This is a genomic window from Caulobacter flavus (assembly GCF_003722335.1).
GTDB classification, from domain to species: domain Bacteria; phylum Pseudomonadota; class Alphaproteobacteria; order Caulobacterales; family Caulobacteraceae; genus Caulobacter; species Caulobacter flavus.
Map to the genome: position 1 here is coordinate 437,271 of NZ_CP026100.1, position 24,533 is coordinate 461,803.

The following is a 24,533-nucleotide window of genomic DNA, read 5'->3' on the forward strand; positions in this document are numbered from 1 at the left end:
AGCTCTTGCGCAAACTGTTCGGCAACTGGTGGGTCAGCAGCCTGACGCTGGTGGCGGTCGCCGCCCTGATCCTGTGCGTGCTGGCGCCGCTGGCCTTCCCGTCTCTCGGCCGCCTCTGGATCCGCCTGCTGCTGCTGGCGCTGATCGGCGCGGTGTGGGGCGTTTTCGCGATCCTGCGCGCCGTGGTCGCCAACCGGGCCTCCGCGCGGATCGCCCGCAACCTGTTCGACGAGGAGCAGGCCACGGGCGAGCAGCGGGTCCTGGCGCGCCGGGTGTCCGACGCGATGGCGCACCTGAAGACCCAGTCGGGGAAGCGTCGCGACTATCTGTACAGCCGCCCCTGGTATGTGATCATCGGTCCGCCCGCGGGCGGCAAGACCACGGCGCTGGAAGCGTCCGGGCTTCACTTTCCCAACAAGATCAAGAAGCTCGAGGCCGCCAGCGGCACCCGCAACATCGACTTCATGTTCGCGGACGAGGCCGTTCTGGTCGACACCGCCGGTCGCTACACCAGCCAGGACAGCGGCGACTCCCGCGACCGCGACGGCTGGCAGGCCCTCCTCGACCTCCTGCGCCGCCATCGGCCCCTGCAGCCCATCAACGGCGTGATCGTCGCGATCCCGCTCGACACCCTGGCGCGCTCCGGCGTCGCCGAGATCGACGAGCACGCCCACATCGTCCGCAGGCGCCTGAACGAGCTGCGCATCGGCCTGCAGAGCGCGCCGCCCGTCTATGTGATGTTCACCAAGGCCGACCTGATCGCCGGCTTCGTCGAGAGCTTCGACGATCTGCTGGTGGATGGTCGCCGGGCCGTTCTCGGCGCGACCTTCCCCTGGACGCCGGACGAGCCGATCTCTCCGGAAGCGCTGGCCAGCGCCTTCGACGAGGTGACGGAGTCGATCGCGGCGCGGATGTCCAGCCGCCTGCAGGAAGAGCGCGACGCCCGGCGCCAGTCGCTGATCCTGGGGTTCCCCAGCCAGGTCGCGGCGCTGCGGGCCCGGGCCGTGCGGCTGCTGGACGGCGCGTTTCGCAGCCCCGCGCAGGAGCAGCCCATGCCCCTGCGCGGCTTCTACCTGACCAGCGGCATGCAGGACGGCGCCCCGATCGACCGCATCGTCGCGAGCGTGGGCGAAGTCTACGACGCTCCCCAGCCGCGGGCGTCCGGCGGGGGCCGGGCGTTCTTCGTCAATCGCCTGCTCACCGACGTCATCTTCCGGGAGGCCGGGCTCGCCCGCCCCGCGCCCGCCCTTGTCGCGAAGCGCCGGACCGCCATCGCTCTGGCGTTCGCCACCATCGGGCTGGCCTCGGTCGTCATGGCCGCCGTGCTGATGGCCAGCTTCGGCGCCAACCTGGAATGGCAATCGAAACTCACCAAGGCGGCCAACGACATCCACGCGCGGGCGTCGGACTCCGGCCTTGACCGCGCCCGGGTCGCCGACACCGACCTCGACGGCGTCCAGCCCTTGCTCAGCGACCTGCGCAACCTGCCCGGCGGCTATGCCGAGCAGACCTCGGGCTTCAAATTCAGCCTGCGCCAGTTCCTGATCTCCGACCTCGGCGGCAAGGCCAGAGCGGCGTACATGAACGGCCTGCAGCGCCTGATGCTGCCGCGCTTGGTGCTTCGCCTGGAGTCGGAACTGGGCGACACCAGCGACAGCGTGCGCCTCTACGAGCGCCTGAAGGTCTATCGCCTGCTCGGCGGGTTCCAGGGAAAGGAACCGGAGCCGGGCGCCATAGTCCGCTGGGCGAACGAAGAGCTGAGATCCGTTTCGCTCACCGGCGGCGACAACGCCCGGGCCGCGCTTGGCGCCGACGTTCAAGCCATGGTCGACGACGACCTCTACGGCCGGGCCTGGGCGGGCGGGCGCGTTCCCAACAAGACGGACCTCGTGACCGCGGCGCAGCAGGAACTGCTCAGCCGGCCGCAGGCGGATCGCGCCTTCGCCCTCCTGATCCAGCAGATGAGCGCGGGGGGGCGGGCCTGGCGGATCAAGGACGGCGTGCTGGACGATGGCGCGCTGCTGGCGTTCCGCGATCCCAGGAGCGTCGCCGAAGCCAGCGTGCCCTACCAGTACACCCGCGCTGGCTATCAGGAACGGTACGCCGGCGCCATGCGCGACCTCGACACGCGCATCCAAAGCGAGGCGTGGGTGCTGGGCCAGTCCAATGCGGACGCCGCCACGGTCAGGGGACAGATGCGATCCCTGCAGGCGGACGTCGCCAAGCTCTACGCCCGGGCCTATACCGCGGCCTGGGAACGCACGCTGGCGGTGCTTCAGCCCGCGGACTATTTCGCCGAAGGCGATCAGGGTCGCCAGGTGCTGACGGCGATCAAGCAGCGACCTCTGGCCATCGTGCTGCGCCAGGTGAGCGACAACACCAAGTTCTCCGACTCGGCCGCCGCCAAGGCCGGAGCGATGGTCCAGAAGCGGGTGTTCCAGCGCGCCCCGAACGCCGCCGCCGTTGGCGCGATCCAGGGATCGACCGGGTTCGACGCGGCCAGGGAAATCGAGAACCAATTCAGCGCCCTGCACCGCTACACGGCCTCGCCGGAAGGGGTCGACGCCTTCTCCAAGGTGCTTCGCGACGCCGTCGAAGCCAGCGCCGCGGCCAAGAGAACGGAGGCCGACGACACCGTCCGCGGCGATTTCACCCGCGCGATGGCCAGGCTCGAGGGCGCCATCACCGACGCGCCCGCAGGCCCCGTCCAGAACTTCGTCGCCTCGGCCTCGGGCAAGGCGACCGGGACGATCGAAAAGGTCAACCGGACCGCCGTGAACTCCGCCTACAAGCGCCAGGCCCTGGGCGACTGCGCCTCCGCCACGGAAGGCCTCTACCCCTTCGTCGATCGGTCGGGCACGGATGCGCAACTCGCGGCCATGCAGCGCGCGTTCGGCGTCGGCGGCTCGTTCGACACCTACATCAATGGCAATCTGGTCGGCCCCAACTACATCGACCGATCCCAGCCGATCTGGCGCTGGCGACAGGACGATCCGGTCGCCGCCAGCTTCGATCCCAGCAGCGCCGAGCAGTTCATGAAGGCCGCCCAGATCAGGGACCTCATGGCCAACGGCGTCAGCTTCAAGATCCTGGCGATCCGCTTCAGCGGCGCGGCCACCGGCGCCGACTTCGTCCAGGGCGGCGCCTCGCACCCTTTCGAACAGGGACAGGGCGGAAGCTACGACATCGTCTGGATGCCGGGGGCCGGTTCATATCCCGCCAAGGTGGTCTTGCGGGGCGGAACCCGGCCGATCAGCTTCGACGGCCCGTGGGCCCTGGTGAAACTGTTCAACGCGGCGCAGCTGGAGAGCATCGACCCGATGCGCTTCAACGCGACGTTCTCGGACGGCACCGCCAAGGTCACCTTCCAGGTGACGATGAGGTCCCAGCCCAATCCGTTCGGCAGCCGCTTCTGGTCCTTCCGCTGTCCGGCTGGAGTGTGATCGGCATGCTCTCGCGCCCCGCCTTCTTCGGCAAACTCCCCCGGCACGGCGACTTCGTCAGCCGCGGGCTGCCGGACGTTCTGAGGGATGGATGGGACGAGTGGTGCAGCGCCCAGCTCATGGCTGCCCGCAACGCCCTCGGGGCACGCTTCGAGGCGCGGCACGACGCCGCCCCCAGCTGGCGCTTCACGGTGAACGACGGCGACAGCTGGGCCGCCGGCGCGCTGGCCCCCTCGATCGACGAGGCGGGGCGGCGCTTCTTCATCATGGCCCAGTTCGGCGAGCTGACCGCGGCCGAGGCCCTGGCCTGGGGCGGCCCGTTGAGCGCCGTCTGCGAGGACGAGCTCTATCGCGCCCTGGCCGATCGTATCGACGGGGAGATGCTCCTCAGCCGCCTGACGGAAGCCGCGCGCGGCCTTGATCTGTCGGTCGGACCGGCCTGGAACCTGCTGGAGGCGTCCGCCATGGCCGACGGCGTGTGGTGGACGGAAGGGGCCGACGCCCACGCCGCCGCGCGAGCCGTCGGTCGATGGCCGCCGCCCGGAACCATCCTCATGCATGCGCGCACGGACCTGGAGGCGGCCAGTGAGTGAGAACATCCGGATTCAGGCCGCCAGCCTCACCCACCAGGGGCTGGTCAGAAAGGCCAACGAGGATTCGATCCTTCAACGCGACGACATCGGGCTGTGGATCGTCGCCGACGGCATGGGCGGCCACCAGGGCGGCAAGTTCGCCTCGTCGACCGTCGTCGAGGCGTTGAGCGGCATCGAGCTCGACCACGACGGAGAGGGACTGCTGTCGGGCGTGCAGCGCGCGGTCGGCGCGGCCAACACGGCCATATACGAGGCCTCGCAGAACGGCCTGCGCATGGGAACGACCATCGTGGGCCTGACCCTCGACGACACCTGCTTCACCTGCTTCTGGGCCGGCGACAGCCGTGCCTATCTGCTCCGCGACGCCAAGCTCTATCGCCTGACCAAGGACCACACGCGCGTCCAGGACATGGTCGATTCCGGCCTCCTGACCTCGGAAGAAGCCGCCAGCCATCCGATGGCGCACGTCCTGTCCCGCGCCATCGGCGTCGAGGAACAGGTGCAGTTGGGCACGGTGCGCGACGTCCTGCTGGCGAACGACGTCTTCTTCCTGTGCAGCGACGGCGTCCACGGGGTCGTCAAGGACTCCGAACTCACAGAGACGCTGCTTCATCGCGGCCCGGCCGGCGCCTGCAAGGAGCTTCTGGAGCTCGTGCTCAAGCGCGGCGCCCCTGACAACGCCAGTATGATCGTGGTCGCCTGCCAGCAGGCCACCGCCATCGCCATCCCCCTGGATCAATGAGGGCGTCGACTTGAGCGATCACGATACCCCGCCGGAAAGCCCAACCACGCCTCGCCGCCGCTCTCGGGCGGGCGCCGTGAAGATCGGCGCCGTGCTGAACGGGGCCTACAAGGTCAGCCGCTTCATAAAGCGCGGCGGCATGGGCGAGATCTACGAGGGGATCAACACCCTCAGCTCGGACCGGGTGGCCATCAAGATGATGCTGGCCATGCATGCCGAGGACAAGGATGTCCGCAGCATGTTCCTGCGGGAAATCAGCATCCTGTCGACCCTGTCCCATCCCGCGATCGTCGGCTACCGCTTCGCCACGGTCGATCCGTCCCTGGGGACGCTGTATTGCGTCACCGAGTTCATCGACGGTCCGCAGCTCGACGACATCATGGGCGACACCAAGCCCACGACCGAGGACATCGTCGTCCTGGTCCGCAGGCTGGCCGAGGGACTGGCCGCCGCGCACGAGCAGAAGATCTTCCATCGCGACCTGTCGCCGGACAACATAATGCTGCCCGGCGGCAACCTGGCCCGCGCCAAGATCATCGACTTCGGAATCGCCAAGGCCACGCTCGGCGGCGCCGACGGCACGATCTACGACGGCACCTTCAAGGGCAAGTTCGGCTACGCCGCCCCCGAACAGCTCGGCGACTTCGGCAGCGACGTCGGCGAGTGGACCGACGTCTATGGCTTGGGGCTGGTGGCGCTGGCCTTCGCCACGGGCAAGCCGCCGTTGCCGTTCACCAACATCGCCGAGGCCGTGGACCGCCGACGGGCCGGCGTCGATGTCTCCAGGGCCCCGCCGGAACTGCAACCGATCCTGCGCGCCATGCTGGCGGCGGAGCCGGCCAAGCGCCTTCGCTCGATGGAGGCTGTGCTCCGGGAACTGGACAAGCTGGGCAAGCCGAAGGGGCTCGGAGGCGCCGACCGCCTGAAGGTCCTGACCGCGACGGCCGCCACGACGGTCGCGGCCTTGGCGCGCGGCCTGGCCGCCAGGGCCGTCGGCCTGGCTTCGGCGATCCGCTTCGACGCCCTGCCCCGCCCGGCGCTCGTGGCCGGCGGCGCTGGCCTGCTGCTCCTGGTGCTGGTGCTGGGCGCCATGGTGATGATCCTCGACAAGCAGGATCCGCCGCCCGTGCAGCCGCCCCCAAGGGAGATCGTCGCTCCCACGCCCAGCGAATCCGTCGCCGAAGTCGCCCGGAAGGCCGCCGAAGGCGCCATGCCGCAGATCGACTGCAGTTGGCTGGACATCACCGAGGCGACGAGCAACAGCGGTGCGGTCGCGCTCACGCTCAGCGGCGCCGCGCTCGATCAGGTCTCGGTCTCCAACGCCATCCAGACCGTCACCAGCGAAGTCGTGAAACCCTCCGTGGTCAGCGTCGACACCAGCCGCCTCAACATCGTGACCCCGGCGGTCTGCGGGGTTCTCAACGCGTTCAGGATTCATCGCGACGTGCAGCCCAACAACGTGCTGGCGATGAGCAGCACCCAGACCGTCTGGGAGCGCGAGACCCGCCAGCCTGGGTGCGTGCCGCAGACCAGCTTTGCGCGGCCCGTCATCGAGGTCGCCGCCGACTCCGATTTCACGCTGCTGCTGCTCAGCGAGGACGGCTACATCGAACAGGCCATCGTCGATCGCAACGACGCGGGCAGCCAGACGCGGCGTCGATCGGCGACCCTCGTCCCGAGCGGTTCGGCGGGCGACAAGTTCACCTTCGCGGGTTGCCGGCCCGAGATGGGGAAACAGGCGCTGGTGCTCGTCAAGGGCGCCGGTCCGTTCGATCTTGGCATCAGGCCCCACACCCTGGCCCTGGCGCCCAGGGATTTTGGCGCGAATTTCGACAAGCTGGCCGCGGCGAACGGCTGGAAGGTCCAGATGCTCTGGTACGGCATCAGCGACACCAAGCCCGACCAGGTGGTTCCGCCCGACGCCATGCCGCCGCCGAGGGTTGCGTCCCGGCCCCCATCCCAGCCGCCGTCGGCGCAGATCGAGGTTGCGGACCACGCGCCGCCCGCCGACAGTTTCGTCAACAGGCAGCCAGACATCTCTGTCGCCGAGCCGACCGACACCGCCCCCGGCAAGAAGGCGCCGTGCCAGAAGTACGATACGGCATGGACATATCTTGGCGATATGTCGCTCAACGCCTGCATCAGGAGCGCGTTCTCCGGGCAATGCTCGGTGCACGGCGCTCGGTCCGGCGACGTCCAGCTGAGGCGCTACAACGGCAATATCCAACGCAAGGGCGTGTTCGGCTGGAGCCGGGTGGCGAAATCCGACTGCCCCGCCAGCTAGGGTGCGGACCCTAGGACGGCGCCTCGCCGTGCCTGGGGCCCGGCCTGGGGCCTGCCTGGGTGACCAGGCGACCGCCGTCGAGGCTGAAGCGGGTCAAGCCGGCGCCCGCTTCGTCCTCCACGATGTAGGCGTCGATATCGCGGAACCATTCGCCGAGCTGCTCGGGCTCGACGAGCGGAAAATAGACGCGGAACACCCGCGGGTCCCAGAAACGGAACAGCACCGGCCCCTGCCCGCCGGGCAATTTGGCCTGCGTGAAATGGCGCAGTCGCCGACGAACCGCCTGCAGGCTGGCCCGCGATTGCATCAGCAGCCCCCAGGATCTACCCCAGCCTTCGTGCCGCCAGAGATCCGACAGGGGGTCGTGTTCGGCCAGCTCGACCACATGCGGACAGACCCGGACCACCCGGGGATCGAGCCGCCCTTCGTACAGGCACCGCGATCCCTGCGGCGCCAACCGCGCCACATGCTCGTACAGGCCCGGCGCCCGCGCCAGGTCGATCACGCCATAGACGTGGAGGGGGGCATGGTCCTGGTTCAACCTCGACCTCGATCCGTCGTCCCGATCACCGGGCGTCTCTTCAGGCGCTCTCGACGATCCGCCGGACCACGCCGGCGACGGCGAACAGCTTGTCTCCGATCGCCCGGTCGACATCGACCACCTCGCGGACGCCGATCAGACCGATATTGACCTTGCGCAGATAGTCGAGGTCGTAGGCGCCCTGCTTCTCCATCTCGATCAGCCGCCCGATCTGCCGGATCGCCGAGTCGACCATGGGCGAGGGACCATGGGTTTCGAGGAACACCTCGCAGGACCTCATCGCCTCGGCATAGAGCTGCAGTCGACCAGACATCGATGGCCTCAGCGGAAATCGGGGATGAAGTACTGGACGCCGCCGCCATCGTAGACCTCGCCCGTATCGGGATCGACGAAGGGCGCGGCCGTCGACTTCAGGGCCGTCACCGACGCGCCGGTCTCGTACGGCTTGGCGATGCGATTGTCGGAAATGCCGAGCTGGCCGGCCGGCGTGCCCGGCGGCGCGAAGTATCGGCCTCGGGGGCGACCGTCCTTCTGGTGCTGCACCAGTTCGGTCCGGGGCGGGAGCGTCACCTCCTCCACCGGCTGGCTGAAGTCGATCCCCTGGATGTGGGACTGCAGCTCGTCCTCGGATATCCCGCAGCCGCGATAGAATTGCAGGGCTTGCGCCTTGTTCCTCGAGGTCTCCTCGGCGACCGTCTGGGCCTTGGTCAGCGCCTGCTCGAAACAGACCTCGCAGAACGGCGCCCCCCGGCTCGCCGCCGAGATCAGGACCTTGATCTGCGCCTCGGCCGCCGCGAACGCCAGGGAGACGCCGTCGAAGCCCGCGCCGCCGCCGGACCCGCTGCCGGTCTCGCCGATGATCACCGTCGGCAGGCCCAGCACGATGATCCCGCCGTGGGCGGTGTTGTCGCCCAGCCTCGCCGCCGGTCGCTTGTTGACGAAGACGCCCGCAGATCCCTTGGCGACCACGTCGGGCGGGCCGACGCAGACCGCCATGTCGCCCACGCGGGCCTGGGGCAGCTTGCCGCTGAACACGTTGGGCGAGCCCAGGGCGATCGGCCCGCCGACGTGCGGCACGACGCCGGTCACCATCGGACAGGTGTGAAGGTCGGTGATCCGCGCGGCCGGCGGCATCAGCGGCCCCTTCCCCGCTCGGCGAGGCGGCCGCTCATAGCGCCTGATCCTCGTAGGCGCGTCGGAACGCCTTGGCGAACATGTCCAGGAACGCCTCGTTGGAATCCATGGCGACGCCGTCGAACTCGCGCTCGTAGGCGCGCCACAGCGCCGCGTCCCGGCTCCCGACCAGAAAGCGCGTCAGGCCGCGCTTCTCGGCGTTGTCCCGGATCGCCCGTGGCGAGAACCGGGCCAGCGTGGACTGCAACGCCCGCTGCATGGCGGCCAGCGTCGCCATCTGGTGGGCCTGGAGGTCATCGAAGGCGTTGTCGACCGCTTCGTCGGCCGGCATGAATTCCCGGAGCGGCGGATTGAGCAAAAGGGTCGCGATCCGATGGCTGTCGGGGACGAACTTGAAGGGGTTGTTGCCCGTTCCGTAGAAGGTGCTTTCGACGCCCATCTGCGCCTTGGCCTTGGCGCGGGCGTGCAGCATCAACATCAACCCCTCGATCATCCGCGACATCACTTCGCCGGCGCGAGCGCCGGCCTCGACGGCGTCGACGCCGAGCTCCGCGGGGTCGATGCCCGCCGCCGCCAGGAACGACGCCCAAGCCAGGTCGCCATGGGACGGCGAGGCCGGAGCCGGCGGCGCGAGGCCCGGCTGCTCCGCGCCGCCGGGGCCGCGCTGCGGATCGCCGCCGCTCGGTCGATACTGCGGCGCCTGTTCGTCGGCGCCCCCCGTGGTCGCCTCGGGTTGGAGGTGAGCCGGGTCCCGCTCGCCTCGATCGACGTCGTTGCTGCGAAGGAACTCTTCCCACGGATCGGGACGGCCGCCGGACCGCTCCTCGAAGGCGGTCGGCGTTTCGGGAACCGGCGTCACCGGCCTGGACTTGGCCAAGTCGGAAAGCGAGCTCGTAGACGACCTGTCGCCCCGACCCGGGCCGTTCCGACCAGCCGCCTCGGGGCCAGGCGCTTCGAGGCCAGGCCCCCCGAGGCCCGGCCGCCCCAGTCCTATGCCCAGACCGCCTGCCCGTGACGCGCCGCCCGGCGCCACGCCCCAGCCGTCGTCGTCCTCCTGAAACCGCTCCGGCTTGTCGGGAAAGGTCGGACGCGACGCGCGTCTCTCGTCGGGCCATATGCCGTTCGCATAGGGCTTGGCTTGGGGCTCGGCGCGCTTGGTGGAAGCGGCCAGTCGCGCGCGAACCCTGTACTGGCCGGCCTGGATCTGGTCACCGTCGACGATCGGGTGCGGCGGACGATCGCGCAGATCGACGCCGTTCACGAAGGTCCCGTTGGTGCTGTCGGTGTCCCGCAGCCAGTAGAACCCGTCCCGCCAGTCGATCTCGCAGTGGTAGCTGGAGACCCTCTGATCGGGCAGGCACCATTGGGTGTGGGGCGAGCGGCCGATCACCAGGCCGTGCTCATCCAGCTCGGCCTTGGCCGGCAGCCCGCCTTCCAGATCGTCCATGCCCTCGACGAACAGCGTCAGCTTCATCGTCCGCCCCGCACGCTAAGCCCCTGGGTCGCCAGACCTTCGCCACGCATCAGGCAAAGGTCGATCGCGCCCTCCATGTCCTCGAGGTCGGCGCAGACCATCAGGATCGCGCCGGCCGCGAACCGCCCAGTGGCGTCGGGCGGCGGATGAAGCGGATCGCAGTCGGGCGGCGCGACCGATCCGCCCGAATAGAACGCCGCCATCGCCGCCAGCCACGCGGGCGCCGAGATCTCGCAGCGCTGGGCCGCATCCATCGCCGCTCGCCGAGACGTTTCCGTGGGAGCGGCGACCCAGTCGAACACCGTCCGCAACGTGTCGGCCTCCTCGCTGGGGAGCGCCGCGGACATGTCCTGAACCACGTCGGCCGCCCAGACCACCGCCTCCAGCCGCGGCATCGCCTGCGCCAGGAACTCGACGGCGAGGTCGGACCGCCCCCCGTCCCGCAGCTGGCCGAAGAACACCGGCGGCGCGGCTTTCGGGTCGGCCGTCCCTACGGACGCGGTCTTGGCCAGGAACGATCGGTCCACCGCCTGTTCGGCGCGAGACCACTTGACGCGATGCCACTCGGCCACGCTCGAGCCCTCAGTTGATCAGGACGGGCAGGCCGTTGAGCGTGAGCACGGTTCCCGCCTTGACCTCCGCCGTGAGCGCCTTGGCCGACAGCGAGGTGTCCGCCTTGGCCACGATGGTCATGCCGTTGATCTCGATGCCCTTGGGCGAGATCTTCACCGTGTTCGAGCCGACCTTCAGCAAGATCTCCCGCTTGGCGTCGATCAGCACCTTGCCCTTCTCGACCGTCATCGAGTAGTCGCCGGTCTCGACCACCAGATCGTCGCTCTTGTTGATCTTGGTCCTGCGGCCGCCCTTGGCGATCTTGCGGCTCTCGTCGCCGGTCTCGACCGTGATCGTCTCGTCGTGCTTGATCTCGGTGACCCGGTCGCGCCCGACCCGCACCTTCATGTCGCGGCCGGCCTTTCGGCTTTCGTCGAGGCGGACCCAGGCCTTCAGGTTGCGCTGGGCGTGGACGAAGATCTCCTCGTCGCCGCCCTTGTCCTCCAGGCGCAGCTCGTTGAAACCCGGCTCGTCGCCCCGGGGTGGCTCCTCGGCTCCGGCGTAGTCTCCCGACTTGCCTACCGTGCGACTTTTCCAGGTCGAGCGGGTCTTGTGGTTCGGCAGTTCGTAGGGCGGCATATGGGTGGCGTTGTAGACCCTCCCGGTGATCAACGGCTGGTCCGGATCGCCGTCCAGGAAGTCGATCACCACCTCCTCGCCGATGCGCGGCAGCATGACCGTCCCGAACCCGGCGTCGGCCCAGGCATGGGACACCCGCACCCAGCAGGAGGTGTCGGCGTCGAACTTGCCCTGCCGGTCCCAGTGGAACTGCACCTTCACGCGGCCGTACTTGTCGGGCCAGACGACCTCGCCCTTGGGTCCGGTCACCGTGGCGGTCTGCGGGCCGCCGACGACCGGCTTGGGGGTCTTCAGCCTGGAGCGCCAGAGCGTGTCGGCCGGCACGACCTCGACCTCGACCTCGATCTGATACCCCCCCTCGCCGCCGCTGCGGTAGGAGTCCGCGGACAGGTGATGCGCCGCGCCCACGATCAGGAAGTCGCGATTGTACTCTTCGACGAGGTGCTCGGTGAGATCGAAGGTCTCGCCGCAACCCAGGGCGAACGCGTCGCCGGATCCGGTGAAGCTGCGCCGCTCGGCGCGGCTAGCGGCCAGGCGCGCCGCTGCGTAGCGCTTGCCTTCGCCCGACGCCTCGGTCTCTCCGTAGATCGCGTGCCCCCCGGGGTAGTCGTAGAGCTCGGCGGTCTCCAGCTGGTACTCGCCCGTGGCCTTGTCCATCGAGACGAAGCGTTCCGGAGGCTTGATGAAGTGGAAGTCCCGCAGGGTGACCCGCTGCGGCGCCGGCGACACGCGCTCGCTCCATGCCGACAGGTGCGCCCGGCGCCGGGAACGCTCGGATCCGGGCCGCACGAAGGGCACGTCGGGGAGCTCCTTCGACGGCTGGTGACAGGAGGGCGCGTCGGCGAGCACCAGCGTATGGCCCTCTTCGTCGTGCTCGAAGAAGTAGTAGATGCCTTCTTCCTCCATCAGCCGCGACACGAAGGCAAAGTCGCTCTCGCGGAACTGAACACAGTAGTCCCGGGGCTTGTAGGCGGTCTTCAGGCGCTTCAGATCGTACTTGCTGAAGCCGTTCCGCTCGAAGACCTCGTGCAGGATCTGCGGCGCCGTCTTGTTCTGGAAGATGCGGCTGTCCATCCCCAGGCTCAGCAGCGACAGCCACGGGCGCAGGACCAGACGATAGACGAGCCCCTGGGGAGCCTCGCCGAGGCTCTGCGCCTGCCACAGCACGCCATGGAAGGCGCGGGAGATCTGCCGGTTCTCCTCCATCACCACGACGGTGTCGGCGCCGAGGTGCGGCCTGAAGTCGATCACGCCGTCCTGCGAGATCACCTCGACCACGATGGAAAACGGTTCGCTCAGCCGTTCTTCGGCGCTCAGGCGCGAAAGCAGTATCTGATCGGTCGACAGGCCGCGCATGTCGATCGTCGCTTCGCGATACTCCTGCGTCTGTTCGATCAACATCCGCCCCCCTGGGATGCATCTGGCCCGCCTCCACACAAAAGCGCGGTCTGGCTCCGGCGTCCACCCGTCATTCGCTCGGATGAGTTGATTCAGGAAACTATGTTCTTTAATCGTGTATCACGACGAAGCTGGCTGCCGCGGGGCGCGCCAGGGTCGACTTCCACGTAGCCACTTCGCGCATAGCGAGCGCATAAACGATCGATGCTCGTCAAGCTTGAGCTTGCCGGCTTGAGGAATTATGCTCACGATCGTATAGGAAGAGCGACGGGCGAGTTGACCGTCATGCGTGTGCGGGTGGGGTTCTAGGAAAGTTTCTGTTCTGTTCGCGTGCAGGCGTTGAGCGCCGCGGAGCCATTCCGCGTGCCTTATCGACGGGGGAGCCTGGATCATCGTGGCGATCGACGTAAAAGCTCTACTTTCGCCGATCTCCGATGCGGATCCCACGGGCGCGAACCTGTCCGACGACGCGTCGTTGGAGCTCAGCGTCCAGCGAGACAGGATCGCGTACGGGTTGAAAGCCTGTCTGCCGGACGCCAAGAAGGGGCGCTCCGAACCCCTCCCTCCTCGGGGGATCATCGAACTCTGCGGCAAGTGCCTTGGCGTTCAGAAGGACATCTGGTTCGGGGTCTACATGGCCCAGGCGGGCGCATCGGCAGGCGACCTGGATGCGGTCGCCGCGGGCGCCGAGATCGTCGCCGGCCTGCTCGCCGACATGTGGGACCAGGCAAGCCCGCCCCTGAGCGACGGGATCGTCGCCCGCTCCAATGCCAGCGACACGCTGGGATCCTACGCGGACTTCGTGAGGCGGCTGGCCGCGGCCCCGCTCTGGAAGTCGCGTCAGGGGGCCTTCACGGCGGGAGACATCACCGCCGGAGCGGGCGAGAGGTACGACCTGTTCATCTCGGCGCTGAGCCTTCAGGGGCCGGCCGACCTGCAGGCGATCGCCGGCCAGATCGCGCGGTTCCAGAAGGCGCTGGACAGCATCGACGCCGCCTTCGAGGCGTACGCGCTGTCGGCCGGCGTGTTCGACGATGCGGCCGGCTTCGGGACGTCGCGCGAATTCATGGAGCGGCTGCTGAGCCATATCGGCGAGGCCATCGAGGCTCCCCGCTCCGCGCCCGCCGACGGCCCGGCGGCCGAGATTCCGGCCGCCTCCCCGCAAACCACCGCCGCCCCCTCAGGCTTCGCCGCCTCGGCTCCGGCTGCTCCGGCGGGGACCCCGATCCGTGGACGGATCGCGAGCCGAGAGGACGTGGCGCGCGCGATCGACGAGATCTGCGCCTACTACAAGGCCCAGGAGCCTGGAAGTCCGATCCCGATGGTCCTGGAGCGGGTGAAGACCTGGCTTCCGATGTCTTTCATCGACGTCCTGAAGGAAATTGCTCCGGGCAGCGTCTCGGAGGCCGAGCGAATACTGGTGAGGCAGAACAACTGAAGTCTTGGGTTTGAGAGACACCCGGATCGCTGATCCCGGGTGCGGCATCGAGCAGAAAATGTGAGGTCAGGCGTGGCGCGGAAAAAGAGAAGCAATGCGACGGACATCGGCCGGACCCGGCCGCCGCGCGTTCACATCGTCTACAAGGCCAACCCGGACGACGCCAAGCCGGCCGTCGAGCTGCCGTTCGTGATGGGCGTGATGTCCGATCTGTCGGGCGACAGCACGGTTCCGCGCCCGGAACTGAACCGGCGGAAGTTCGACAGCATCGACATCGACAACTTCGCGGGGAAGATGAAGGCGATCGCGCCGCGCGCGACCTTCCGCGTCAAGAATACGCTGACGGGCGAAGGCGAGCTCTTCATGGACCTGACGTTCCGCTCGATGGACGACTTCTCCCCGGCCGCGCTCGCCAAGGCCGATCCCGCCTTGCGTGACCTGCTCGAGGCCCGCGATCGGCTGGTCACCCTCAGCTCCTATGTCGACGGCGCCGCCGGCGCGCAGAAGCTGCTCGACGACGTGCTGCAGAATCCGGCCCTGCTCGAGGCGCTGGCCAGCGCGAAACCCGTCGAAGTCACCCCCGACGAAGACCAGAACGCCTAAGTCCGGAGAGCAGCATCATGGCCAGCCCGAGCCAGCAGTCGGTCCAGACGGCCCAGACGGTCGCCACCAATCTGGCCGATGATTTCACGGCCCTCCTGCAGAAGGAGTTCAAGCCCCGAGACCCGCACGAACGCATCCAGCAGGCGGTCCAGACCCTGGCGCAACTGGCGCTGAAGGAGACGCGGATCATCGGCGGCGACGTTCTGTCCACCCTGGAACAGTTCGTCGCCCAGATCGACGCCAAGCTCTCCGAGCAGATCAACGAGATCCTGCACGCGCCGGAGTTTCAGCGACTGGAGTCGGCCTGGCGCGGCCTGAACTTCCTGGTCGAGAACGCCGCCACGGGCGAGAACAGCCAGATCAAGGTGATGAACGTCACCAAGAAGGAACTCGAAGGTCTGACCCGGTCCTATCGGGACAGCAAGTGGGACCAGAGCCCGCTGCACAAGCAGATCTACGACGAAGAGTACGGCACGCTGGGCGGCGTCCCCTTCGGCGCCTTCGTCTGCGACTACTACTTCGATCACTCCAGCGCGGACATCGACGTCATGTCCATGCTGGGGAAGATCGGCGAGGACGCGCACGCGCCCTTCCTCACCGCCGCGGCCCCGTCGCTGCTGCGCCAGGACGGCTGGAGCGGGCTCGCCGACCTGCGCGACCTGTCCAAGGCGTTCGTCGCGCCGGAATACATCCGGTGGCGTTCGTTCCGCGAGTCCGACGAAAGCCGCTACGTCGCCCTGACCATGCCGCGCTTCCTGGGCCGGCAGCTCTACGGCCCGGATGGCGACCCGGTCGACGAGTTCCACTTCGTCGAGGACGTGGGCGCCGGCGATCACGACAAGTATCTTTGGGTGAACGCCGCCTATGGCCTCGGCCTGCGGGTCATAGAGTCCTTCCTGGACTACGGCTGGTGCACCTCGATCCGCGGCGTGAACACCGGGGGGACCCTGTACAACCTGCCGGTCGCGCTCTTCCCCACGGACGAGGGCGGCAAGGACGCCAAGTGTCCGACGGAGATCTCGATCAGCGAGCGGCGAGAGGGCGAACTGTCCAACGCCGGACTGTTCCCCCTGACCCATCGCAAGAACACGAACCAGGCCACCTTCATGGGCGGCCAGACGGCATACAAGCCCCAGAAGATGCAGGGCAGCGCAGCCTCGGCCAGCGAAGAGCTGTCGGCGAAGCTGCCTTACATCTTCATCAGCTCGCGCTTCGCCCACTACCTGAAGGTCATGGTGCGCGACTGGGTCGGCGCCTCGCGCGAAGAGGGGCAGCTGGAGCGGGACCTTCAGTCCTGGGTGAACCAGTACGTCAACATCCACCCCGACAGCACCGATCCGGACAACAGCGTCCGGCAGCCGCTGCGCGAAGCCCACATCTCGGTCACCGCGGACCCGGCGCGGCCGGGCTACTACAGAACGGAATTCCTTCTGCGCCCGCACTTTCAATTCGAGCACATGGACATCTCCTTGAGCATGGTGTCCAGGCTGCCGAAAAGTGAAGGCGGCGGCGCATAGTAAATTTGCGTAACTCGACCATCAAATCTGCCAAAAGAACCTGGGAGTTACATATGCCAGCCGACATCTTCCTGAAGATCGACGGGATCAAGGGCGAGTCCAAGGACGACAAGCACAAAGACGAGATCGAAATCCAGACTTGGGCTTGGGAGATCAAGAACACCGGATCGGCCCATTTCGGCAGCGGCATGGGCGCCGGCAAGATGCAGGCAGGCGACCTGCTGCTTGAGAAGCGCATCGACGTTTCCACGCCGGCGCTGCTTCGCGCCTGCGCCACCGGCAAGCATATCGCCAGCGCCACGCTGGTCGCCCGCAAGGACGACGGCGACAAGAAGCTCGAGTACTTCAAGATCGAGCTGAAGGACATCCTGATCTCCAGCGTCGAGAGCGTGAGCATCGACCTCACGAAATCCGACATCACCAAGGAGCAGCGGGCGTTCGGCGCGCTCGAGCGCGTCTCGCTCAATTTCGCCGAGTTCAAGGTGGTCTACATCACCCAGACGCAGGGCGGCGGCTCCGGGCCGCAGGTCGAGTTCGGGTACAATATCGCCCAGAACAAGACGGCCTGAGCGTCGCCGAGGTGCGTGCGCAGATCGTTTCGGCGGAGGAGCGACTGGACGCCGGGGACATCCTCGGCGCGCGCGCCGCATTGGTCGAAACGGTCCGCGCCCGTCCTCGGGACATCGAGAGCCAGGTCTTCCTGTTCCACGTCATGGCGATCCAGGGCGATTGGGAGAAGGCCGCCGCGCGTCTGCGGGCGATCGTGGCCCTCGACCCCGCATACAGGATGTTCGGTCTGCTGTACGGCGCCGCCATCGGGGCCGAGGTCGCGCGCGCCGAGGTCTTCGCGGGGCGGCGGCCGCCCGACCTGCTCTGCGCCACCGCGCCCTGGACCGAGGCCTTCGTGGCGGCGTTCGCCGGCGCCCTGGCCGGAGACCCCGCATCGATCGAGGCCCGCGACATGGCTGCCGACGAGGCCCTGGACGTCCCGGGACGATGGAACGACCAGGACATCGACTGGATCGCCGACACCGACGATCGCCTGGGGCCAATGCTGGAAGCCATCGTCGACGGCCGCTGGGGGCTGTTGCCCTTCGAGGCCGTCGCCGAGCTGCGCAGTGAAGGCCCCCGGCATCTTCGCGACCTTATCTGGCTTCCGGCCCACGTCACCCTGCGTTCGGGCGAACGCGCCGCGGCCCTCCTGCCGACGCGCTATCCGGGAACCGAGATGGAGCCCGACGACACGTTGAAGCTGGCCCGGCAGACGATCTGGAAGCCCGGCGCCGGCGGCGTCACGGCCGCGGGGCAGCGGGTCCTGACCGGGGGAGAGGAAATCGACCTGGACCTTCTTTCCCTGCGCTCGCTCGTCATGGCCGCCTGACATGCCCAGGCGCCGCAAACACCTCAATCCGCCCCTTCTCGACAAGCTGCTGTTCGGCGTGAATCTGGCGCGAAACGAAGAGGCCCCGAGCGAGATCGGGCGCGGCGGCGTGCGCCTGAATCCCGCCGCGCGCCTCGACGCCTTCGACGAGCAGGAGTTCCGCTACACCCTTCGCCGCGACATCGCCTGGCTGCTGAACGCCGTGCAGCTGGGCTCCGACCACGACCTCTCCGCCTATCCGCAGCTGGAGAAATCGGTGCTCAACTACGGCGCCGTCAGCCTGATCGGCCGGTCCATCTCCGACGAATCCATCGAGGAGCGGGGCGAGGCCATACGGGAGGCCATCCGCAACTTCGAGCCCAGGATCGACCCCCGCACCCTGAGCGTGAAGCACGAGACGGTCGGCGAACGGGTCAATTCGGTGACCTACGTCGTCTCCGGCAGAGCGCGGTCGGCGGACGACGTCATCGAAATCAGCTTCCGGACCGACCTGGCGTTGGACTCCGGCGCGGCGACGGTGCGGGACTGACCTCATGGATCCTCGGATGTTGGGGGCCTACAACAAGGAGCTCGACTACCTGCGCGACGCGGGCAAGGAGTTCGGGCAGGAGAACCAGGAAGTCGCCGGTCGCCTGGGCCTGGGCAACCGCGAGGAAACCGACCCGTATGTGGAGCGCCTGCTGGAAGGCGTCGCGTTCCTGTCGGCCCGCGTCCAGCTGAAGCTGGAAGATCAGTTTCCGGAATTCACCCAGCAGCTGCTCCAGTCGATCCAGCCGGACTATCTGGCCCCCACCCCCTCCATGTGCATCGCGATGTTCGCCCCGACCGAGGGCGGCGCCCCGTCGCGCGCGGTCACCATCAAGCGGCACACCCAGTTCACGGCCGAGACGATCCGCGCCGACAGTCCCTGCACCTTCAGCACGGCCCATGAGGTCAAGCTGCTGCCCATCGCGATCGAGGCCGTCGAGTACCTCTCCAATCCCGCGCCCGTGGCCGCCGCCGCCGCCTTCGCTTCCAAGATGCGGAACGAGCGGATCGTCGCCCAGGCGGGCGTCCGCATCCGGCTGAAGGCCGTCGGGGATCTCAAGACCATCGAGCCCGGCCTGATGCCGATCTTCATCGACGGGACGGGCAGCCTTCCAGGGACGCTCTACCACCAGATGATGGGCGAAGCCCTGGCCGTGGTCGCCTATGCCGACGCCGATCCCGCCCGACCCGTCCTCCTGCCCAAGCCCGTTGCGGTCGGCCTGAGGGAGGACGAAGCGCTGCTGCCCTCGGACGGCCGCTCGTTCGGCGGCTACCGGCTGCTGCGCGAGTATTTCACCTTCCCCGAACGCTTCATGTTCTTCGCCTTCCAGGAGCTGGAGCGGGCCTTTGCCGTCGGTGGATCGTCCTGCGAGCTGATCGTCCTGTTCAACACCCGGGCCGACCCGCTTGAAGGCGTCTCCGTCGACAACCTGCGCCTGTTCTGCACGCCGGCCATCAATCTGTTCGAGAAGAGCCTGGGCCTGACCCGCGTCCGCAAGTTCGAACACGAGCACCTGGTGGTTCCGGACCGGGGCCGCCCCGACGACTTCGAGGTTTTCCGCGTCCTCGACGTGAAGGCCCACCTCCACAACGGCGACGAGCGGCCCGTGGCGCCGATCTACGCGTTCGGCTCGCTGCTGCACGATTGGTCCAAGGCGCTGTTCCGCACCACGCGCATGCGTCCCCGTCGCCTGTCGCGTCGACAGCAGCAGAGCCTTGGCCGTGGCGACTATTCGGATACCGAGACGCTGATCAGTCTCAGCGCCCCCGGCGATCCAGAGCTGCTCGACACCATCCGCGACCTTTCGATCCGGGCCCTGGTGACCAATCGGGAGTTGCCGGAACTCCTGTCGGAACAAGGCGACGTCCAGATGCGCTGCGCCGAGGATACGCAGGTGCGGATCGTGCGCGGTCCCACGCGCCCGCGCCCGCCGCTCGGCCTGGGCGACTCCGCGTGGCGCGTCGTGGGCGGGCTGACCGCCAATCACGCCTCGATGGTCAGCCAGCCCGGCGGCCATCCCGGCATGCTGCGCGACCACATCGGCCTCTACGGCGCCTTCGAGGGAACGATCGACGGCGCGGCGGCGCGCCGGCAGATCGACGGGATCCTTCGCGTCACCTCCGAGACCGTGCAGCGCCGCATCGTCTCGCCCCCGAAGGTGGGATCGGGCCGCGGCGCGGCGATGGCCTTCGTGCGCGGCCAGCGCGTGCGGATCGTCCTCGACGACACCGGGTACGACCGCGGGCGCATCTTTCTGTTCGCCTCCGTCCTCGATCGTTTCCTGTCGGAGTTCGCCACCGTGAACACCTTCATCGAGACCGTCTTCGAAAGTCAGAGCCTGGGAGAGTTTGCGACGTGGCCGCCGAAGATGGGTCTGCGCCCGACCATCTGAGATATCTGCAGGCGGCCAGGGAGGATGTCCGCCGCTACGGATTCTTCGCCCTCGTCCGCGGCGCGGAAGCGCGGGCGCCTGATCGGCCGCGCGTGGGCCGCGCGCCGCGCCCGGACATGAACATCGTCGATCTGGCCCACTCGCCGAGCCTGGACTTCCCGGGTTCGACCCTCGACGCCATCGACTTCCAGGCGCCGGGGCGAGCCACCGTCCGGGGCTTCTTCCTGGGCCTCACCGGCCCGATGGGGCCGCTTCCGATCCACATGACGGAGCTGGCGCAGCTCGAGGCGAGAGCCTCGACCGACCGTCGCCCCCTCGGCCGGTTCCTCGACCTGCTCACCGCCCGGATGCTGCAGTTCTTTTATCGCGCCTGGGCCAACAGCCAGCCCGTCTGCCACGCCGACCGGCCGGGGGACGACCGCTTCCGTCAATACCTGACCCGGCTGACCGGCGCGGCCGAGGCCCCCGGCGCGACGTCCGCCTTCGGCCCGCTCGAACGCCTTCACTACGCGGGGGTCTTCGCTTCCCGGCGCAGCCCCCTCGTGCTGCAGCGGGCCCTGTCCGACCTGCTGGCCACGCCGGTGGAGATCGTCGAGTTCACCGGCGGCTGGTGCGAGATCGCGCGGTCCGAGCGCACCCGACTGGGCGCGGCGGGCTCCGAAGGCGCTCCGCTCGGCGGCGGCGCGGTGCTCGGCGATCGCGTCCAGGTTCCGGACGCGGCCTTCACGGTGATGATCACCGCCCCCAGCTGGGCGCGGTATCGCGACTTCCTTCCGGGGGGCGCCCTGCACGATCGCACCCGCGAGGCCGTCGAGGCCTGGAAGCCCTCGCACCTCGCCTGGGACCTGGTGCTGGGCCTGAACGAGGACAAGATCGGACGGATCGGCGAGGCCAACTGCCTCGCCGTCCAGCTCGGCGGCGAAGCGCAGCTGGGCTGGACCAGCTGGATGGCGCCGCAGGGCCGCGCCGTCCTTCGCCACGACGCGCGGCTCCAGCCCGCGCCCACGCTCGACGATATGGAGGCCACGGCATGACCAACGTCGCTCACCACCCGACGAACGGCATCGGCCGGGCGTCCCTGTTCGGAAAACTGAACCCCACGGCGCTGGAGAGCATCCGCACCGCGACGGCCTTCTGTCGGCAGCGCACGAACCCGAATGTGGAACTGGCCCACTGGCTCCATGTCCTGCAGCAGAACCTCGCCAACGACCTCGCCGCCATCGCGCGTCATTTCGGCGTCGACGAGAGCCGCCTGGCCGCGGACACCGTCGAGGCGCTGAACAAACTGCCGCGCGGCTCCTCGGACATCGAGTTCTCTCCCAGCGTCGAGGACGCCGTCGAGCGCGCCTGGGTCCATGCCTCCCTGCAGTTCGGGGTCGCGCGCATCCGCACGGGCCACCTGCTTTTCGGCATGCTGCGGTCGCCCTCGCTGCAAGGCCGCCTGTTCGGCGTCTCTCGCGAATGGCGCAAGGTCCATGCGGAGGCGCTGGTCGACAACTTCGCCGCCATCGTCGCGAAATCGGCCGAGGAGGAAGAGGCCGCCGAAGTCGCCGCCGTGGAAGCCGGCCCGGGCGTCTTGGGCGGCGACAGCGCCCTGGCCAGGTACGCCATCGACCTGACCGCCCGCGCCCGGAACGGCGAGATCGACCGCATCGTCGGGCGGGATGCTGAAATCCGCCAGATCATCGACACCCTTCTGCGCCGACGGCAGAACAATCCCATCCTCACGGGCGAGGCCGGGGTCGGCAAGACCGCGGTCGTGGAGGGCTTCGCGCGCCGCGTGGCGGATGGCGACGTGCCGCCGGCCCTGCGCGACGCCAGCGTCCATGCGCTCGACATCGGCCTGCTGCAGGCGGGCGCGGGCGTGCGGGGGGAATTCGAAAAGCGCCTGCGCGCCGTGATCGACGAGGTCGAGGCCTCGCCCAGGCCGCTGATCCTGTTCATCGACGAGGCCCACACCCTGATCGGCGCGGGCGGCCAGGCGGGCTCCGGCGACGCCGCCAACCTGCTGAAGCCGGCGCTGGCCCGCGGCCGTCTGCGGACGATCGCCGCGACCACCTGGACCGAGTACCGCCAGTATTTCGAGAAGGACCCGGCGCTGACCCGGCGCTTCCAGACCGTCAATGTGAGCGAGCCGGACGACGCGGACGCCATCGCCATGCTCCGCTCGGTCGCGCCGCTGATGGCGCGCCACCACCAGGTGGCCGTGCTGGACGAGGCCGTGGAGGCGGCGGTCAGGCTCAGCCAGCGCTACGTTCCCGCCCGTCAGCTTCCGGACAAGGCGGTCAGCCTGCTGGACACGGCGTGCGCCCGCGTCGCCGTGTCCCAGCACGCCACCCCGCCCGCGGTCGAAGCCGCCCGCCGCAAGGCCGAGAGGCTGGAACTCGAGATCGAGATCGCCGGCCGCGAAGCCGCCGCCCGCTACGCCGGAGAGGGCCGCGCCGCCAGGCTGGCCGATCCCTTGGCGCAGGCCCAGGCCGACCTGGCGACCACCACCGCCAAGTGGGAAGCCGAGAAGGTCGCTCACGCGCATGTCGCCGCCGCCCGGGCCGCCCTGGCCGAGGAACGCGTCGCCGATCCGGCTGAACTGGACGCGGCGCTGGGGGCCCGCGCCGCCGCCCAGGGGGATGCGCCCATGGTGTTCGGCGAAGTCGACGCCAACGCCGTCGCCAGCGTGGTCGGCGACTGGACCGGCATCCCGGTCGGCCGGATGATCAAGGACGAGATCGCCGGCGTCCTCGGCATAGCCGAGCGCCTGAAGCGCAGGGTCGTCGGCCAGGATCACGCCCTGGAGGCGATCGCCCGTCGCGTCCAGACAAGCCGCGCCAAGCTGGACAATCCCAACAAGCCCATCGGGGTCTTCATGCTGTGCGGCCCGTCCGGCGTCGGCAAGACCGAGACGGCCCACGCCCTGGCCGAGCTGCTCTATTCCGGCGACGCTTCCCTGACCGTCATCAACATGAGCGAGTTCCAGGAGGCCCACACCGTCTCCACGCTCAAGGGCGCGCCGGCCGGCTATGTCGGCTACGGCCAGGGCGGCGTGCTTACCGAGGCCGTGCGGCGACGTCCCTATTCCGTGGTCCTGCTGGACGAGGTCGAGAAGGCCCACCCCGACGTCCACGAGATGTTCTTCCAGGTGTTCGACAAGGGCTACATGGAGGACGCGGAAGGCCGGTTCATCGATTTCCGCAACACCATCATCCTGCTGACCTCGAACGTGGGTTCCGACCTCGTCACGAAGCTCAGCGAGGATCCCGAACTGGCGCCGGAGCACGAAGCCCTCGGCCAGGCCCTGCGCCCGGAGCTGCTGAAGGTGTTCCCGCCGGCCCTCCTCGGCCGCCTGATCGTCCTGCCCTACTATCCCCTGTCGACGACCATGCTGGGCGACATCGTGCGCCTGCAGCTCGACCGCATCGTCCGGCGCCTGGCCGAGAACCACGGGATCGCCTTCACCTACGACCACTCCGTGGTCGACCTCATCGTCGCCCGCTGCACCGAGGTCGCCTCCGGCGGCCGGATGATCGACGCCATCCTCACCAACACCATGCTGCCGGAGTTGTCGGTGGAGCTTCTGGAGCGCCAGATGAACGGCGTTCCGGTCGAGCGCATCCATGTCGGGGTCGCAGAGGCGGCGTTCACCTACGAGTACTCAGGCGGGAGCTCGGTCCGACAATGAGCACGGCGGCGAAGAAGGCTGCGAACGGCGCGAGCCGATCGGATTTCGTCCAGCGTCTCGGATCGCTCGATGGTCATATGTGTGTGGCCCGTCGCTCCGCCGCGCAGGTCGGAAGAACGTACCACATTCCCGAGGATGATCGATCGGGGACAATCTTGTCCCATACGCCCGGCGAGTATACCGCGTTCATAGAAGGGCTTTTACTGGATGGCGTAACCAAAGAGGGGATGGATCGCCTGAGCCAACTGGCCCGCAAGGAAGCAAATCGCAATTTCGGGCTCTATTGCTCTCCGGCCGATCCGCCCGCGGCGCCGGGCGCCCTATCGGGCAATGACGGCCACAACGATGCGTTTCGCCACGCGTACTGGAACGCGTTGATGACGAAAAGTTATGGCGCAGATTTCGCAAAAAAATTCGCGACAGCGCATGAGCAATTGCTTGGCAATCCACCGGCCAGGGAGAGCATGGACCTTTACAACAACGAACAGGGTCGAAGCATAGCCCTGTCAAACATCTCCGCATCGGAAAGCGAGCTTGCGACCTTGGTTCGACGCGCCGTGCTACGCGGCGATCTCATGGTCATTGATCGCCGAGGCGTCTTGCGGTGGAGCGATGAGGTCGCCCTTGGGATGCATGGCCAAGCCTCGCCTTGATCGCCAGGTAGGGCAACCGAAACCTCTGAGCTCGGAGCCCCAAGG

The 24,533-nt window shown here is 68.3% G+C and carries 20 protein-coding genes; 14 read left to right on the plus strand and 6 right to left on the minus strand.

What is annotated here, in order from left to right; genetic code table 11:
- The first annotated feature begins 5 nt into the window (after positions 1 to 5).
- The 4 genes from tssM (at position 6) to C1707_RS02125 (ending at position 7,062) form a co-directional block, all read left to right on the plus strand.
- The gene (tssM, locus tag C1707_RS02110) at positions 6 to 3,443 is read left to right on the plus strand and encodes a type VI secretion system membrane subunit TssM (RefSeq protein WP_164467252.1); all 3,438 of its coding nucleotides are present in this window, start codon (positions 6 to 8) and stop codon (positions 3,441 to 3,443) included.
- A gap of 5 nt (positions 3,444 to 3,448) precedes the next feature.
- Positions 3,449 to 4,036: a type VI secretion system-associated protein TagF gene (tagF, locus tag C1707_RS02115; protein WP_101711749.1), complete on the plus strand. Its 588-nt coding sequence runs from the start codon at positions 3,449 to 3,451 to the stop codon at positions 4,034 to 4,036.
- Positions 4,029 to 4,778 carry a PP2C family protein-serine/threonine phosphatase gene (locus C1707_RS02120; protein WP_164467253.1) on the plus strand — a complete coding sequence of 250 codons (750 nt, stop codon included), beginning with the start codon at positions 4,029 to 4,031 and terminating at the stop codon, positions 4,776 to 4,778. The genes tagF and C1707_RS02120 overlap by 8 nt, the downstream gene beginning before the upstream one ends.
- Positions 4,779 to 4,854: 76 nt before the next feature.
- Positions 4,855 to 7,062 carry a serine/threonine-protein kinase gene (locus C1707_RS02125; RefSeq protein ID WP_101711747.1) on the plus strand — a complete coding sequence of 736 codons (2,208 nt, stop codon included), beginning with the start codon at positions 4,855 to 4,857 and terminating at the stop codon, positions 7,060 to 7,062.
- Positions 7,063 to 7,072: 10 nt separating this feature from the next.
- Here C1707_RS02125 and C1707_RS02130 read toward each other — a convergent pair whose 3' ends face one another.
- The 6 genes from C1707_RS02130 to C1707_RS02155 are packed head-to-tail and all read right to left on the minus strand — an operon-like array spanning position 7,073 to position 12,803.
- Positions 7,073 to 7,603 carry a DUF4123 domain-containing protein gene (locus C1707_RS02130; RefSeq protein WP_164467254.1) on the minus strand — a complete coding sequence of 177 codons (531 nt, stop codon included), beginning with the start codon at positions 7,601 to 7,603 and terminating at the stop codon, positions 7,073 to 7,075.
- A gap of 40 nt (positions 7,604 to 7,643) precedes the next feature.
- Positions 7,644 to 7,916 carry a hypothetical protein gene (locus C1707_RS02135; RefSeq protein ID WP_123170704.1) on the minus strand — a complete coding sequence of 91 codons (273 nt, stop codon included), beginning with the start codon at positions 7,914 to 7,916 and terminating at the stop codon, positions 7,644 to 7,646.
- 8 nt (positions 7,917 to 7,924) lie between these two features.
- Complete coding sequence (locus C1707_RS02140; protein ID WP_101711744.1) at positions 7,925 to 8,737, minus strand: PAAR domain-containing protein; 813 nt, start codon at positions 8,735 to 8,737, stop codon at positions 7,925 to 7,927.
- Positions 8,738 to 8,771: 34 nt separating this feature from the next.
- Positions 8,772 to 10,211 (minus strand): type VI secretion system-associated FHA domain protein TagH, encoded by a 1,440-nt coding sequence (gene tagH / locus C1707_RS02145; RefSeq protein WP_101711743.1) that lies wholly within the window; start codon positions 10,209 to 10,211, stop codon positions 8,772 to 8,774.
- Positions 10,208 to 10,783: a DUF6931 family protein gene (locus C1707_RS02150; protein ID WP_101711742.1), complete on the minus strand. Its 576-nt coding sequence runs from the start codon at positions 10,781 to 10,783 to the stop codon at positions 10,208 to 10,210. The genes tagH and C1707_RS02150 overlap by 4 nt, the downstream gene beginning before the upstream one ends.
- Before the next feature lie 10 nt (positions 10,784 to 10,793).
- Positions 10,794 to 12,803 (minus strand): type VI secretion system Vgr family protein, encoded by a 2,010-nt coding sequence (locus tag C1707_RS02155; RefSeq protein ID WP_101711741.1) that lies wholly within the window; start codon positions 12,801 to 12,803, stop codon positions 10,794 to 10,796.
- Between the two features lie 391 nt (positions 12,804 to 13,194).
- On the opposite strand from C1707_RS02155, the gene C1707_RS02160 reads away from it, so the two are divergent.
- From C1707_RS02160 to C1707_RS25940, 10 genes are all read left to right on the plus strand, one after another.
- The gene (locus C1707_RS02160; RefSeq protein WP_164467255.1) at positions 13,195 to 14,238 is read left to right on the plus strand and encodes a type VI secretion system protein TssA; all 1,044 of its coding nucleotides are present in this window, start codon (positions 13,195 to 13,197) and stop codon (positions 14,236 to 14,238) included.
- 72 nt (positions 14,239 to 14,310) lie between these two features.
- Complete coding sequence (tssB, locus tag C1707_RS02165) at positions 14,311 to 14,841, plus strand: type VI secretion system contractile sheath small subunit (RefSeq protein ID WP_205686813.1); 531 nt, start codon at positions 14,311 to 14,313, stop codon at positions 14,839 to 14,841.
- Between the two features lie 17 nt (positions 14,842 to 14,858).
- Positions 14,859 to 16,358 carry a type VI secretion system contractile sheath large subunit gene (gene tssC, locus C1707_RS02170; RefSeq protein ID WP_101711739.1) on the plus strand — a complete coding sequence of 500 codons (1,500 nt, stop codon included), beginning with the start codon at positions 14,859 to 14,861 and terminating at the stop codon, positions 16,356 to 16,358.
- A 53-nt stretch (positions 16,359 to 16,411) separates the two neighbouring features.
- Positions 16,412 to 16,927, plus strand: coding sequence for an Hcp family type VI secretion system effector (locus C1707_RS02175; RefSeq protein ID WP_101711738.1), 516 nt, complete (start codon positions 16,412 to 16,414; stop codon positions 16,925 to 16,927).
- 11 nt (positions 16,928 to 16,938) lie between these two features.
- Positions 16,939 to 17,739, plus strand: coding sequence for a type VI secretion system accessory protein TagJ (locus C1707_RS02180; RefSeq protein WP_101711737.1), 801 nt, complete (start codon positions 16,939 to 16,941; stop codon positions 17,737 to 17,739).
- Position 17,740: 1 nt separating this feature from the next.
- Positions 17,741 to 18,268 carry a type VI secretion system baseplate subunit TssE gene (locus C1707_RS02185; RefSeq protein ID WP_101711736.1) on the plus strand — a complete coding sequence of 176 codons (528 nt, stop codon included), beginning with the start codon at positions 17,741 to 17,743 and terminating at the stop codon, positions 18,266 to 18,268.
- A 4-nt stretch (positions 18,269 to 18,272) separates the two neighbouring features.
- A complete protein-coding gene (tssF, locus tag C1707_RS02190; protein WP_101711735.1) occupies positions 18,273 to 20,159 on the plus strand; it encodes a type VI secretion system baseplate subunit TssF in 1,887 nt (628 codons plus the stop codon).
- Positions 20,123 to 21,193 (plus strand): type VI secretion system baseplate subunit TssG, encoded by a 1,071-nt coding sequence (gene tssG, locus C1707_RS02195; RefSeq protein WP_101711734.1) that lies wholly within the window; start codon positions 20,123 to 20,125, stop codon positions 21,191 to 21,193. Before tssF ends, tssG begins: the two co-directional genes overlap by 37 nt.
- A complete protein-coding gene (gene tssH, locus C1707_RS02200) occupies positions 21,190 to 23,835 on the plus strand; it encodes a type VI secretion system ATPase TssH (protein WP_101711733.1) in 2,646 nt (881 codons plus the stop codon). Before tssG ends, tssH begins: the two co-directional genes overlap by 4 nt.
- Positions 23,832 to 24,488: a DUF6973 domain-containing protein gene (locus C1707_RS25940; protein WP_145998305.1), complete on the plus strand. Its 657-nt coding sequence runs from the start codon at positions 23,832 to 23,834 to the stop codon at positions 24,486 to 24,488. The genes tssH and C1707_RS25940 overlap by 4 nt, the downstream gene beginning before the upstream one ends.
- Positions 24,489 to 24,533 lie beyond the last annotated feature (45 nt).

Excerpts from the sequence above, each read along its gene's own strand:
- tssH (WP_101711733.1), top strand. The coding sequence starts at position 21,190 with ATGACCAACGTCGCTCACCACCCGACGAACGGCATCGGCCGGGCGTCC.
- C1707_RS02185 (WP_101711736.1), top strand. The coding sequence starts at position 17,741 with ATGCCCAGGCGCCGCAAACACCTCAATCCGCCCCTTCTCGACAAGCTG.
- C1707_RS02135 (WP_123170704.1), bottom strand. The coding sequence starts at position 7,916 with ATGTCTGGTCGACTGCAGCTCTATGCCGAGGCGATGAGGTCCTGCGAG.
- C1707_RS02155 (WP_101711741.1), bottom strand. The coding sequence starts at position 12,803 with ATGTTGATCGAACAGACGCAGGAGTATCGCGAAGCGACGATCGACATG.
- C1707_RS02175 (WP_101711738.1), top strand. The coding sequence starts at position 16,412 with ATGCCAGCCGACATCTTCCTGAAGATCGACGGGATCAAGGGCGAGTCC.
- tagH (WP_101711743.1), bottom strand. The coding sequence starts at position 10,211 with ATGAAGCTGACGCTGTTCGTCGAGGGCATGGACGATCTGGAAGGCGGG.
- tssF (WP_101711735.1), top strand. The coding sequence starts at position 18,273 with ATGGATCCTCGGATGTTGGGGGCCTACAACAAGGAGCTCGACTACCTG.
- tagF (WP_101711749.1), top strand. The coding sequence starts at position 3,449 with ATGCTCTCGCGCCCCGCCTTCTTCGGCAAACTCCCCCGGCACGGCGAC.
- C1707_RS02140 (WP_101711744.1), bottom strand. The coding sequence starts at position 8,737 with ATGCCGCCGGCCGCGCGGATCACCGACCTTCACACCTGTCCGATGGTG.
- C1707_RS25940 (WP_145998305.1), top strand. The coding sequence starts at position 23,832 with ATGAGCACGGCGGCGAAGAAGGCTGCGAACGGCGCGAGCCGATCGGAT.
- tssC (WP_101711739.1), top strand. The coding sequence starts at position 14,859 with ATGGCCAGCCCGAGCCAGCAGTCGGTCCAGACGGCCCAGACGGTCGCC.